12 protein-coding genes and 1 pseudogene are annotated in these 13,175 nt (G+C 63.2%); 8 read left to right on the forward strand and 5 right to left on the reverse strand.

Annotated elements, in window-relative coordinates; genetic code table 11:
- Positions 1–11: 11 nt before the first annotated feature.
- Complete coding sequence (locus HDG39_RS21550; protein ID WP_311667037.1) at positions 12–1,370, reverse strand: MFS transporter; 1,359 nt, start codon at positions 1,368–1,370, stop codon at positions 12–14.
- Positions 1,371–1,560: 190 nt separating this feature from the next.
- A complete protein-coding gene (gene kdgD, locus HDG39_RS21555) occupies positions 1,561–2,478 on the reverse strand; it encodes a 5-dehydro-4-deoxyglucarate dehydratase (protein ID WP_184008426.1) in 918 nt (305 codons plus the stop codon).
- A 254-nt stretch (positions 2,479–2,732) separates the two neighbouring features.
- Between kdgD and garD the strand changes: the two genes are divergently transcribed.
- From garD to HDG39_RS21590, 7 genes are all read left to right on the forward strand, one after another.
- Positions 2,733–4,322, forward strand: coding sequence for a galactarate dehydratase (garD, locus tag HDG39_RS21560; RefSeq protein ID WP_184008428.1), 1,590 nt, complete (start codon positions 2,733–2,735; stop codon positions 4,320–4,322).
- Positions 4,323–4,422: 100 nt separating this feature from the next.
- The gene (locus HDG39_RS21565) at positions 4,423–5,277 is read left to right on the forward strand and encodes an NAD-dependent epimerase/dehydratase family protein (protein ID WP_184008430.1); all 855 of its coding nucleotides are present in this window, start codon (positions 4,423–4,425) and stop codon (positions 5,275–5,277) included.
- Positions 5,274–6,203 carry an SMP-30/gluconolactonase/LRE family protein gene (locus tag HDG39_RS21570; RefSeq protein WP_184008432.1) on the forward strand — a complete coding sequence of 310 codons (930 nt, stop codon included), beginning with the start codon at positions 5,274–5,276 and terminating at the stop codon, positions 6,201–6,203. The genes HDG39_RS21565 and HDG39_RS21570 overlap by 4 nt, the downstream gene beginning before the upstream one ends.
- Positions 6,204–6,813: 610 nt before the next feature.
- Positions 6,814–7,806 carry a TRAP transporter substrate-binding protein gene (locus HDG39_RS21575; protein WP_184008434.1) on the forward strand — a complete coding sequence of 331 codons (993 nt, stop codon included), beginning with the start codon at positions 6,814–6,816 and terminating at the stop codon, positions 7,804–7,806.
- Between the two features lie 177 nt (positions 7,807–7,983).
- Positions 7,984–8,493, forward strand: coding sequence for a TRAP transporter small permease (locus HDG39_RS21580; RefSeq protein WP_035470962.1), 510 nt, complete (start codon positions 7,984–7,986; stop codon positions 8,491–8,493).
- 13 nt (positions 8,494–8,506) lie between these two features.
- Positions 8,507–9,859, forward strand: a complete 1,353-nt coding sequence (locus HDG39_RS21585; RefSeq protein ID WP_184008436.1) for a TRAP transporter large permease — start codon at positions 8,507–8,509, stop codon at positions 9,857–9,859.
- Between the two features lie 78 nt (positions 9,860–9,937).
- The gene (locus HDG39_RS21590) at positions 9,938–11,176 is read left to right on the forward strand and encodes a porin (RefSeq protein ID WP_184008438.1); all 1,239 of its coding nucleotides are present in this window, start codon (positions 9,938–9,940) and stop codon (positions 11,174–11,176) included.
- Here the strand turns inward: HDG39_RS21590 and HDG39_RS21595 are convergent.
- Together HDG39_RS21595 and HDG39_RS21600 are read right to left on the reverse strand one after the other, a co-directional pair.
- Positions 11,173–11,496, reverse strand: a complete 324-nt coding sequence (locus HDG39_RS21595) for a hypothetical protein (RefSeq protein WP_184008440.1) — start codon at positions 11,494–11,496, stop codon at positions 11,173–11,175. The two genes, HDG39_RS21590 and HDG39_RS21595, sit on opposite strands and share 4 nt — an antisense overlap.
- A 45-nt stretch (positions 11,497–11,541) precedes the next feature.
- A pseudogene (locus tag HDG39_RS21600) lies at positions 11,542–11,844 on the reverse strand (urea transporter); the annotation flags it as partial.
- Between the two features lie 186 nt (positions 11,845–12,030).
- Here HDG39_RS21600 and HDG39_RS21605 point away from each other — a divergent pair.
- Positions 12,031–12,585 carry a putative glycolipid-binding domain-containing protein gene (locus HDG39_RS21605; protein ID WP_184008444.1) on the forward strand — a complete coding sequence of 185 codons (555 nt, stop codon included), beginning with the start codon at positions 12,031–12,033 and terminating at the stop codon, positions 12,583–12,585.
- On the opposite strand, the gene HDG39_RS21610 is transcribed toward HDG39_RS21605, so the two are convergent.
- Positions 12,582–13,169, reverse strand: coding sequence for a GNAT family N-acetyltransferase (locus tag HDG39_RS21610; RefSeq protein WP_184008446.1), 588 nt, complete (start codon positions 13,167–13,169; stop codon positions 12,582–12,584). The genes HDG39_RS21605 and HDG39_RS21610 overlap by 4 nt on opposite strands.
- Positions 13,170–13,175: the final 6 nt, after the last annotated feature.

The following is a 13,175-nucleotide window of genomic DNA, read 5'->3' on the forward strand; positions in this document are numbered from 1 at the left end:
CTATAACCGGCTCACGCCGGGCGCAACTCGACCCGCCGGATATCCTTGACGATCACCAGATAGCTGATCACCGTCAGCAGCGCGTTCGCGCCGACGAACACCAGCGCGCCATTGAACGAGCCCGAGCGCGCGACGAGATAGCCGATCACGATCGGCGTCACGATGCCGGCGACGTTGCCGAACATGTTGAAGATCGCGCCGGACAGGCCGAGCGCTTCCTTCGGCGACGTATCGGCGACCACCGCCCAGCCGAGCGCGCCGATGCCCTTGCCGAAGAACGCGAGCGACATCAGCGCGACGACGACCCAGTCGGTCGACACGTAGTTGCAGCCGATGATGCAGGTCGACAGCAGCATGCCGCCGACGATCGGCACCTTGCGCGCGACGGTCAGCGAACAGCCGCGGCGGATCAGACCGTCCGACAGCACGCCGCCGAGCACCCCGCCGAGAAACCCGCAGATTGCCGGCAGCGAGGCCACGAGGCCCGCGTGCAGGATCGTCATGCCGCGCGCCTGCACGAGGTAGATCGGAAACCAGGTCAGGAAGAAGTAGGTCAGCACGTTGATGCAGTACTGCGCGAGATAGACGCCGAGCAGCATGCGGTTGCCGAGCAACTGACGCACGAGCGTCCAGCCGCCGGCCTTCGACACGTCGTCCGGGTGCGTCTTGCGCGCACCGCTGACGAGTCCGCCGCCTTGCTCGATGTACTCGAGCTCGGCGCGCGACACGCGCGGATGGTCGGCGGGATTCTTCATGACCTTCAGCCACGTCAGCGCGAGCAGCAGCCCGACCACGCCCATCACGACGTAGACCATCTGCCAGCCGAACGCGTGCGTGAGCCACGCCATCAGCGGCGTGAACACGACCGCGGCGAAGTATTGCGCGGCGTTGAAGATCGCCGACGCGGTGCCGCGCTCGTTGGTCGGGAACCAGCTCGCGACGACCTTCGCGTTCGCCGGGAACGCCGGCGACTCGGCCGCGCCCATCACGAAGCGCAGTACGAACAGCGCGGTGATCGCCGCACCGGCGCTGCCGAGCAGGCCGACCGAGCTCTGCAGCAGCGTGAACAGCGACCACGAGAAGATGCTCGCCGCGTATACGCGGCGAGCGCCAAAACGGTCGAGCAGCCAGCCGGCCGGCAGTTGCGACAGCACGTAGGCCCAGCTGAATGCGGAAAAGATATAGCCCATGCGGATCGCGTCGAAGCTGAACGCGGTGCGCATCGCGGAACCGGTGACAGACAGCGTCGCGCGGTCGGCATAGTTGAGGGTGGTGATCACGAAGATCAGCAGCAGGATCCCGTAGCGGACCTTGGTGCGTGCCGCGCTAGAAGCGGCGTCGGTGGAACTGGCCATGCGGCTCAAGTCCATGGGTCATCTCCTGTATGGTCGGGCGAGGTGTGGTCTGCGCGCCGGCCGGCCCGCAGACCACCTGTCTGTGGTGCAAAGACGCGAACGCCCGGCGACGTTGCCGTGCCGGGCGTTCACAACGGGGCCGTCTGTGCGGCCCTCGTCGATGAGGCTCGCGAGCTTCTTCGCTCGAAGCCCTGACGCCGGTGCCTTACTGCGGTCCGAGCTTCTTGATCAGCGAGTCGAGCTGCTCCATTTCTTCCGGCGTCAGATCGGTCAGCGGTGCTCGCACCGGACCTGCGTCGTGACCGACCAGCTTCGCGCCAGCCTTGACGATGCTGACCGCGTAGCCTGCGCGGCGGTTGCGGATCTTCAGGTACGGCAGGAAGAACTCGTCGATCAGCTTGCCGACCGTCGCGTGATCGTCAGCGGCGATCGCGCGGTAGAAGTCCATCGCGGTCTTCGGAATGAAGTTGAACACCGCCGACGAATACACCGGCACGCCCAGCGCCTTGTAGGCGGCAGCGTAGACTTCCGCGGTCGGCAGGCCACCGAGGTACGAGAAGCGCTCGCCGAGGCGGCGGCGGATCGTCACCATGTTTTCAATCTCGCCCACGCCGTCCTTGAAGCCGATCAGGTTCGGGCAACGGTCTGCCAGACGCTCGAGCATGTCGGCGTTGAGCTTCGAGTTCGCGCGGTTGTAGATGATCACGCCCATGCCGGGAACAGCCTTGCAGACCTCTTCGGCGTGGTCGGCGATACCGTCCTGGCTTGCTTCGGTCAGGTAGTGCGGCATCAGCAGGATGCCGTGCGCGCCGAGGCGCTGCGCTTCCTTCGCGTAGGCGATCGCCACGCGGGTCGGGCCGCCGGCGCCGGCGAGGATCGGTACCTTGCCCTTGCAGACTTCGACCGCGGTCTTGACTACTTGCGTGTAGTCGTCTTGCGTCAGCGAGAAGAATTCGCCCGTGCCGCCGGCGACGAACAGCGCCGAAGCGCCGTACGGAGCGAGCCATTCGAGACGCTCCGCGTAGGTGTCGGCGCGGAAGTCGCCTTTAGCGTCGAAGTCGGTGACGGGGAAGGACAGGAGGCCTTCCGAAACGATCTGCTTGAGTTCCTGCGGTGTCGTCATGATCAAATATCCAGGCGTCGGATTGAGTCGTTGTTGGTTTCAACCAGTACAACGGACGTCGTACTAGTAGAAAATCTTTGGAAATCAGATTTCTTATACGTCATCGTACAACAACAAATCCGGTAACTCAACGGGCTTTTCACGGCATAATGCACCCTATAGGGTAAATACGGAACATCCGAGCAAAACTTCATGTTGTAGGATGACGTATGATTAATGGCGAAGCAGGCCTATCACGCCTTCAGGATCGATCAATGGAACAAACTCCGCTCTACATCCGCGTTCATCCCAATGACAATGTCGCGATCGTCGTCAACGACGGCGGTCTGGGCGAGGGCGCGGTATTTGCCGATGGCCTCAGGCTGCGCGAGCGTGTGCCGCAGGGCCACAAGGTCGCGCTGGCCGATCTCGCCGAGGGCGACGAGGTCGTCCGCTATAACGTCGTGATCGGTTATGCGCTGAAGGCGCTGCCGAAGGGCAGCTGGATCAACGAACACGTGATCCGCATGCCGAGCCCACCGGGACTCGAAGACCTGCCGATCGCCACGACCAGGGCGCCGGACATGCCGCCGCTCGAAGGCTACACGTTCGAGGGCTACCGTAACTCGGACGGCTCGGTGGGCACGCGCAACATTCTCGCGATCACGACCACCGTGCAGTGCGTCGCCGACGTCGTGCAACACGCGGTCACGCGCATCAAGGCAGAGCTGCTGCCGAAATATCCGAATGTCGACGATGTCGTCAGCCTCGGTCACACCTACGGCTGCGGCGTCGCGATCGACGCGCCCGACGCGATGGTGCCGATCCGCACCGTGCGCAACATCGCGCTGAACCCGAACTTCGGCGGCGAAGTGATGATGGTGAGCCTCGGCTGCGAGAAGCTGCAGCCCGAGCGTCTGATGCCGCCGGGAACGATCCCGATCGCGGCGGCAGCGGTCGTCGACGACGTCGCGGACATCGGTGATGTCGCGCTGGACCAGAACGGCGACGTCGTGGTGCTGCAGGACGAATCGCACGTCGGCTTCCAGTCGATGATCACGTCGATCATGAGGATGGCCGAAGGGCATCTGAAGCGCCTGAACAACCGCCGTCGCGAAACCTGTCCGGCGTCGGATCTGGTGATCGGCGTGCAGTGCGGCGGTAGCGACGCGTTCTCGGGCCTGACCGCGAACCCGGCCGTCGGATTCGCAACGGACCTGCTGGTGCGCGCCGGCGCGACCGTGATGTTCTCCGAAGTCACCGAAGTGCGCGACGGCGTCGATCAGCTGACCGCGCGCGCGGCCAATGCGGACGTCGCACAGGCGATCATCCGCGAGATGCAGTGGTACGACGATTACCTGAAGCGCGGCGGCGCGGACCGCAGCGCGAACACCACGCCCGGCAACAAAAAGGGCGGCCTGTCGAACATCGTCGAAAAGGCGATGGGCTCGATCATCAAGTCGGGCAACTCGGCGATCTCCGGCGTGCTGTCGCCGGGTGAGAAGGTCAATCAGAAGGGCCTGATCTACGCGGCGACGCCGGCCAGCGACTTCATCTGCGGCACGCTGCAGGTCGCCTCGGGCATCACGCTGCACGTGTTCACGACCGGCCGCGGCACGCCGTACAGCCTCGCCGAAGTACCGGTCATCAAGGTTGCGACGCGTTCGGACCTCGCGCGTCGCTGGCACGATCTGATGGACCTCGACGCCGGCACGATCGCGACCGGCCAGTCCAGCATCGAGGAGGTGGGCTGGGAACTGTTCCGCCTGATGCTCGAAGTCGCGAGCGGCCGCAAGGAAACCTGCGCGGAGAAGCTCGGACTGCACAATGCGTTGACGCTGTTCAACCCGGCGCCGGTGACCTGAGCAGGCACCTTGCCCCGTCAATACTCAGGCGAGCGCCGGTCCAGCCGGCGCTCGCTTTTCCGTTCAGAAGACCCGATCGCAATCACAACAGCAAAGAGACATGACCGATTTGAACGTTGACCGCTCCGCGGCAAAGAAACCCTTCCGCCGTCTGCTGCTCACCGGCGCCGCGGGCAACCTCGGCAAGCAACTGCGTCCCGCGCTCGCGCAATGGGCCGACATCGTGCGCGTGTCCGATATCGCTGCGCTCGGCGAAGTCGCCGCGCACGAGGAAGCGGCCGTCGTCAATCTCGCCGATGAAGCAGCCGTGCACGCGCTGCTCGAAGGCGTGGACGCGGTGGTGCATCTCGGCGGCATCTCCGTCGAAGCGCCGTTCGAGGACCTGCTCGAAGCGAACATCCGCGGCCTGTACAACGTGTACTCGTCGGCGCAAAAGCATGGCGTGAAGCGCGTCATCTACGCGAGCTCGAATCACGCGGTGGGTTTCCATCCGGTGACGTCGGTTCTCGATACCGAAGTGCCGCTGCGTCCGGACGGCATGTACGGCGTGACGAAGTGTTTCGGCGAATCGCTGTCGCGCTACTACTTCGACCGCTTCGGTCTCGAGACCGTGTGTTTGCGGATCGGCTCGTCGTTCGAGCAGCCGAAGACCGCGCGCATGCTCGTCACGTATCTGAGCTACCGCGATTTCATCGAGCTCGTGCGCTGCTCGCTGTTCACGAACCGCGTCGGTCACGCGATCGTCTACGGCGTGTCGAACAACCGCATCTCGTGGGTCGACAACACGAACGCCGCGTTTCTCGGCTACCGTCCGCAAGACAGCTCGGCGCAGTTCGAACACCTGTTCCCGCCGAGCGCCCCCGACACGCGCTTCGACGACCCGACCCAGCTGTACCAGGGCGGCCCGTTCGTGCTGGCCGGTCCGATGGAGTCGAAGCGGGAGCCTAAACAATGAGCGCGAATCCGCAAGTGGAGCGTTTCGAAGCGGCCGGTCCGTTGCCCGCGGCCACCGGTGAAAGCCCGGTCTGGCGCGCGGCCGAGCAGGCGCTGTATTGGGTCGACATTCCGGCGAAGAAGATCGTGCGCGGCTCGCTCGAGACGGGCAAGCGCACCGCATGGCTGCTGCCGGAGCAGGTTGCCTGCATCGCGTTCGATCGCGCCGGCACGGTGCTCGCCGGCTGCGAGACCGGGTTGTTCGCGGTCTCGCTCGAGGACGCGTCGAAGGCGGCGAGCGGCGAGCCTCTGACAGCGTCGCTGCGCAAGCTCGCGGCGCCTGAATTCCCGCACGGCGGAATGCGTTTCAACGACGGCCGCTGCGACCGGCAAGGGCGTTTCTGGGCCGGCACGATGGTGATGGACATGGCCGCGGCGATCCCGGGCGGCGCGCTGTACCGCTTCGACGAGAAGGGCGTGCTGTCAGCGCCGGTCGTCGATTCGCTGATCACGCAGAACGGCCTCGGCTGGTCGCCGGACGGCACGACGATGTATCTGTCCGACTCGCATCCGCTGCGCCGGCTGATCTGGGCGTTCGACTACGACGTCGACACCGGTGAGCCGTGCAACCGCCGCGTGTTCGCCGACCTGCATCACTATTCGGGCCGTCCGGACGGCGCGGCGGTCGATGCCGACGGATGCTACTGGATCTGCGCGAACGACGCCGGTCTGCTGCTGCGTTTTACGCCGCAGGGCAAGCTTGACCGGCAGGTTCCGGTGCCGGCCATCAAGCCTGCCATGTGCGCGTTCGGCGGCCGCGATCTCGATACGCTGTTCGTCACCTCGATTCGTCCCGCCAACGGCGCGAGCGAGCACGACGGCCACGTGTTCGCGCTGCGGCCCGGCGTGAGCGGGCTGCCTGAGCCCGAATTCGCAGGGCAACTGTAACGTTGCTTGCATGAAGCATGCGCCGGGACGAAGTTTTTCTCCCGGCGTTTTCATTTTCGGGGCCACTCGTGTGGCCCTTTATTCGTCACTTGTCGTACAACGTGTAGCGTGAAGACCACGACGCCACGTATTTCTTCAGCAAAAATACAACAGCTTCACAGACTGTACCGATGTCGTCCCCATCCAACGCCAGACGGCGTGAGGCCCCGTGGCATGCCACGCCGGTCATCCGTACCGGCGCTTTTCTTGATGCGGGTAAATACCGTCTGTACAAGGTAAAACCCCTTTTATAGACTTCGTATGTTGTCGTACAACATATAAGCCCAAACAAATGGCTTTCTGTGTTCGTGTGACAGTGCAATTCGGTGGGTTTTCAGGGCATTCGTGCCGCTGCGGTCGATGCGGCATGCATGTCCGAAGCCGGCCGGCGTGATTGAAGTAGTAGTCGAGTTGTCGACTGGAGTGCTGGGTCAACTGTGCCGGGGAAGTCGCGCAGCCAGTACGGCCAACGCCCGCACCTGCGAGGGCAGTGAGCGTGAAGCCGGAGACGCGTCAAAACCATGTCACATCCGCTGTTGCTGGGATGGTCTATTTTTCAAGGAATGTCACGATGAACAAGAAGTTTGCCTCTTCCCATGTTTCGATGATCGTCGCGGCCGCGGCGTTGGCGTTCAGCACGATGTCGGCTGAAGCGCGTGTGTTCCGCGTTGCCGATGTGCACGGCGACACCTTCCCGACCAACATGGCCGTGAAGCACATGGGCGAGGAGATCAACAAGGCGACCGACGGCAAGGACTCCGTGAAGGTGTTCGGCAACAGCGCGCTCGGTTCGGAAAACGACACGATCGACCAGGTCCGTATCGGCGCGCTCGACATGGCGCGTGCCAACGGTGCTGCGTTCAACGAAATCGTGCCGGAATCGATGATCCCGTCGCTGCCGTTCCTGTTCCGCGACGTCGACCATTTCCGCAAGGTCATGTACGGTCCGGAAGGCCAGAAGATCCTCGACGCCTTCACGGCGAAGGGCATGATTGCGCTGACGTTTTACGAGAGCGGCGCACGCTCGATGTACGCGAAGAAGCCGATCAAGTCGCCGGCTGACATGAAGGGCCTGAAGGTTCGCGTGCAACCGTCCGACCTGATGGTCGACGAAATCAGGGCAATGGGCGGCACGCCGACCCCGATGCCGTTCTCGGAAGTCTATACAGGCCTGAAGACCGGCCTCGTCGACGGCGCCGAAAACAACCTGCCGTCGTACGAAGAAACCAAGCACTTCGAAGTCGCTCAGGTCTACTCCGAAACCCAGCATTCGATGACGCCTGAAGTGCTGGTGTTCTCGAAGAAGGTGTGGGACACGTTGTCGCCGCAAGAGCAGCAGATCATCAAGAAGGCCGCGGCCGACTCGGTGCCGTACTACCAGAAGCTGTGGACCGCGCGCGAAGCCGACGCACAGAAGGCCGTCACGAAGGGTGGCGCAACGGTCATCGCGGCTTCGCAGATCGACCGCGCGGCTTTCGTGAAGGTGATGCAGCCTGTGTGGGCGAAGTACGAAAAGACCCCGCAGATGAAGCAGATCGTCGACGAGATCGAAGCGATCAAGTAAGTCTCGCGTCCCGGACGCAATCAGCAATTGCAGCGCTTGTCGCAACAGCGGCGTGAATGGTCCCGCGAGGAAACTCGCGAGACCTTCCGCCGCGCGATTTCGCGCGCGCGTGCGGATCGCGTCGCATCGGGACGGCTGAATTTCAAGCACAGGTCGGTCGTAAGCAAGGACAGGGTCATGAGTTTCCTGAAACGCCCAAATGATTTTCTTTTTCGCGTGCTGCTGGTGGTGGCGTCGCTTAGCCTCGCCGTACTTTGCCTGCTCGTGATTTATAGCGTGGTGATGCGCTACGTGTTTAGCGACGCGCCCGATTTCGTTGAGCCCATCGCATTGTTGCTGGTGATCCTGATCGCGATGTTCGGCGCCGCGCTGAAGGTTCGCGAGGGCGGTCACATCGGACTCGACTCGCTCGTCAAGAAATTGCCCGAGAAAGGCCAGGTGATCGCGAAAGGGATTCAGCACCTGTGTCTGGTCGCTTTCGCGGTGGCGGTTTTCGTCGGTTGCCTGGAGATGGCGGAAACCACGATGGGCGACCGCATTCCGATCATCGGCGTACCGGAAGGCGTGCGCTACTGCATCCCGATCTTCGCGAGTGTGTGCATCGCGTTGTTCTCGATCGAGCATCTGCTCGAGCTCTTCGCGGGGAAACGGGAAGAGCCGGCGCTCGAACTCTCCGCCACGGAATAAAAGTAGAACCATCATGGAACTTGCCCTTCTTACCGCCAGTTTTCTAATCTTCCTCTTCCTCGGGGTTCCGGTTTCATTCGCGTTGGGCCTGTCCTGCGTTCTGACGTACCTGTTCGAAGGCTTGCCGACCGCGACCGCGATGCAGTCGATGATCTCGGGCATGAACGGTTTCTCGTTCCTCGCGGTCCCGTTCTTCATCTTCTCCGGCGAGCTGATGCTCCACGGCGGCATCGCCGACCGCATCCTGCGTTTCGCGCAGGCCACGGTCGGCCATTTCCGTGGCGGCCTCGGCATGGCCAACGTGGTCGCCTGTACGCTGTTCGGCGGCGTGTCGGGTTCGCCGACCGCGGATACGTCGGCCATGGGCGGCGTCGTGATCCCGCTAATGAAGCGCGAAGGTTATAGCGCCGCATACGCGGTCAACGTGACCACGCACTCGTCGCTCGCCGGCGCGCTGATGCCGACGTCGACCAACATGATCATCTACGCGTTCGCCGCGCAAGGCGTGAGCGGCGTGCTGAACGGCAAGCAGATGAGCGGCGTGTCGATCGGCGATCTGCTGTTCTCGGGTCTGCTGCCGGTGCTGTGGGTGATGGGCCTCGTGCTGATCGCCGCTTACTGGCAGGCCGTCAAGTTCGGCTATCCGCGCCGTCCCGACGGTTCGACCGAACTGCAGCGTTTCCCGGGCTGGATGGCGGTGCTGCGGACGTTCATCGGCGCGGTGCCGGGTCTGATGGTCATCGCGATCATTCTGTTCTGCGTGGCGCGCGGTATCGCCACCGCGACGGAGGCGGCCGCGATCGCCGTGGGTTATTCGCTGATATTGACCATCGTCGTGTATCGCTCGCTGTCGATGAAGAAGCTCGGCCATGCGCTCGGCAAGGCCGCGAAAACGACCGGCGTGGTGCTGCTGCTGATCGGTGTGTCAAACATGCTGCGCTTCCAGATGGCCTATCTGGAGATCCCGGAGGCGATCGAACGCATGCTCGACGGCGCGACCTCGCTGCCGTGGCTGATGTTGTTGTACATCAACGTGATTCAGGTGTTCCTCGGTACGTTCGTCGACATGGCGGCGCACATCCTGATCACGACCCCGCTGTTCCTGCCGATGGCCATGCACAACGGGGTGGGCCCGGTTCAGTTCGGCATCATGATTCTGCTGAACTGCGCATTGGGTCTCGTGCATCCGCCGATTGGCTCGGTGCAGTTCATTGGTTGCGCAATTGGCAATGTGTCGATAGGGGAAACTACCAAGGTGGCGTGGCCGTATTACCTCGCTATCTTCTCGGCGATCAATATCGTCACCTATGTCCCGTGGTTCTCGACTTGGTTGCCGAGCATCATCAACGGTCACCCGGTGTTCTGATCCAAATAAAAACGTCTTTCCCACACTCAGCGGCGCTCGCACAGGCCGCATCAGAAAGTTTTTAACAGAGGAGTAAAAATGAAAAAGACTCTCTTAGCTTCGGCCTTGGGGTTGGTCGCCCTGGGCGCACACGCGCAAAGCAGCGTGACGCTTTACGGTATTGTCGATACGGGGTTTGGTTGGCAGAACAGCTCGACGACGCTGAGCCCGACGTCTGGCGCCGCATCGGCCCGTCCGTCGCCGGGCGGTGCTTCGCAAGTCAAGATGATCAACGGCATTTGGGCTGGTAGCCGTTTCGGCCTGAAGGGCTCGGAAGACCTGGGTGGCGGCACCAAGGCCATCTTCCAGTTGGAAGAAGGCTTCAACAGCGCAACCGGCGCGCAAAGCGTGTCGGGTCTGATGTTCAACCGTCAGGCATGGGTCGGTATGACGAACGCGCAGTTCGGTACGCTGACGGCTGGCCGCCAGTACACGTCGTACTACACGATGCTGTCGCCGTACAGCCCGACCACGTGGCTGACCGGTGCATACGGCGCGCACCCGGGTGATATCGACTCGTTGGATACGGTGTACCGCGCGAACAACTCGCTGGTCTACACGTCGCCGAGCTTCGGCGGTCTGACGGTCAGCGGTTCGTACTCGATCGGCGGCACGCCGGGCAGCTTCAGCGCCGGCCAGACGTGGAGCGTGGCAGCACAGTACCTGAACGGCCCGATCGGTATCGCTGCAGGTATCCAGCGCATCGACAACGGCAACTCGAACGGCGGCCTGTGGGGCGCGAACTCCACGCTGATCAACAGCACCACCGCCCCGATTGCGGCGCCGGCCAACTCGGCTATCAACAACGGCTTCCAGACCGCAGCGAAGCAGCAGCGCATTGCAGTGACGGGCGGCTACGCGTTCAACTCGGCGTGGGACGTTTCGTTCGCATACTCGAACGTTCAATACGCTGCGGGTACGGGCTCGTTCTTCCACGACACCCAGATCTGGAATACGGGTGGCGCAGTGCTGCACTGGAAGCCGATTTCGGTGCTGGACCTGGCCGCTGGCTATAGCTACACCCGTGCAACGTCGTCGAACGGCATTTCGAGCACGGCTAGCTACAACCAGTTCAACCTGTCGCAGTACTACACGCTGTCGAAGCGTACCGGCCTGTACGCGCTTGAGGCGTTTCAGCGCGCTGGTGGCCAGACGCTGGCAGGCAACGGTAAAACGATCATCGACGCAACTGCAAGCATCGGTGACGGTCAGAACGGTTCGCCGGCGTCGTCGCGCAGCCAGGTCGCTGTCGGCGTTGGTATCATCCATAAGTTCTAAACAGTTACTGAATACGTGGCGGCGCGTTGTTTTGCCGCCACATCGACGCGTTTTTTTTGCGTCGTCAGTCTCGCAAAGCTGCCCACATTACGTGCGCAGCTTTTTTTTCGATGCTTCATTTTGATGCATCGAAAGCGCTGCTCTCGCCAGCGCTGGCAGATCATCGCGACATCAGGGACTTCGGCGTGCAGCTCGCGACGTCGCTCCGACGTCGTTGTTTTCGGGCCGATCAGGCCTCCGACCACAAACGTCCACTCGTTGCGCAGTTTTCGCGCTTCACGTCGGTGAGGATGATGTCGACCGCCGACATTGCGGGGCACTCGCGCAGCCGTTCTGCCCGTCGCGGCAAGAATCGCGACGGCCTACGCGTTTGCCGGATCGCCCATGAAGCTGAACGCGACGAGACCCGCCGGCGCGCCGTTGAAGCCGAGCATGCCAGCGCGCAGGTCGGCGTCGGCCGAACCGACGAGCATCGGGCTGATGTTGGCCGCGAACGCGCCGAGCAGCGCGGCATACATGAGAAGCGGCTCGCCGAGCAACCACGCGCCGATCCTGCACGCGCCGGTCGCGGCGTTCGATTGCAGCACGATCTGGCCGAGACTGCGCAGCAGCGTCCGCAGCGGGGCGCTGAGCGAGGGGGAGGGCGCATCGGTCGCGGCGGCGTGCATTGGGGCGGGTTCGGAACTACCGCAACCGCGAGCATAGTCGAGCGGCAGGCGTTCAGGCCGCTGGCGCGTCGATACTGGCTATTTGCCGGCCGCAAGCGCCTGAGTTGGGATTGCCTCGCGCGCGGGCTTTCGAGTTACGATGAGAACCCGGCGCGCTTTCCCGCGCCGTTTCGCGAGGAGACGCCGATGCGTGAATTACGATGGGCTTCGGAAGAGGGCGACGGCATCGAACATCTGGTATTCGATGCGCGCGACGATGGCTTCGCCGTTGAAAGCGTCGTGGTCGGGCAGCGCTATGGCAAGGCGTACGGGCTGCATTACGCGGTGCGCTGCGACGCGCGCTGGCGCACGCGCTACGCGCGGCTAAAGATCGTCGGCGGTGGCGAGCTGGAGCTGCATGGCGATGGCGACGGCCACTGGCACGACGGGCACGGCCTCGCGCTCAGCGCGATCGAAGGCTGTATCGACATCGATATCGCGGCGACGCCGTACACCAATACGTTGCCGATCCGTCGGCTGCAGCTGGCGCAAGGCGACCGTCAGCCGATCGAAGTCGCGTATATCTCGACGCCAGACTTGCAGGTCACGCGCGCCGAGCAGGCATACACGTGCATCGAGTTGAATGGCGAGTACCGCTACGAAGGCATTTTTCGCGAGTTCACCGCGAATTTGCGCGTGGATAGCGATGGTCTCGTGATCGACTATCCGACCTTGTTCACGCGTTTGCCGCGCGCGCGTTAGGTTTTGCGTTCGGCGTCGCCTGCTGCGTTTGAATCGTCGTCGGGCCCGGTCGATGCGCCGCGCCCGAGCGGGCGTTGCATCAGCGTCGTGTCGAGCCAGCGACCGTGCTTGTAGCCGACAGCCTTCAACGTGCCGGTCAGCTCGAAGCCGAGTTGCGCGTGCAACGACAGTGAGCCGCCGCTTCCGCCATCGGCGATCACCGCGATCATCTGACGCCACGGTCCGGTCTCGCAACGTTCGATCAGCGCCTGCAGCAGCACGCGTCCGATGCCGTGTCCGCGATACGCGTCGTTGACGTAGATCGAGTCTTCGATCGTGTTGCGATAGGCGGCGCGCGGGCGATATGGCGTTGCGTAGCAATAGCCGGCCACGTCGCCTTCAATGTCCGCGACCATATATGGCAGTCCGTGGCTGCGCACGCTTGCGAGCCGCGCGCGCAGATCGTCGACGGACGGCGGGGTTTCTTCGAACGACGCGACACCGGTCAGCACGTGATGCGCGTAGATCGCCTGGATCGCGGGGAGGTCGGCTTCGCTGGCGTCGCGGATCAGTGGGGCGTCGAGCGGAGGGCGGGGTGAACTCATGCGGGG

This window comes from Paraburkholderia lebeckiae (assembly GCF_014201005.1).
GTDB lineage: Bacteria > Pseudomonadota > Gammaproteobacteria > Burkholderiales > Burkholderiaceae > Paraburkholderia > Paraburkholderia tuberum.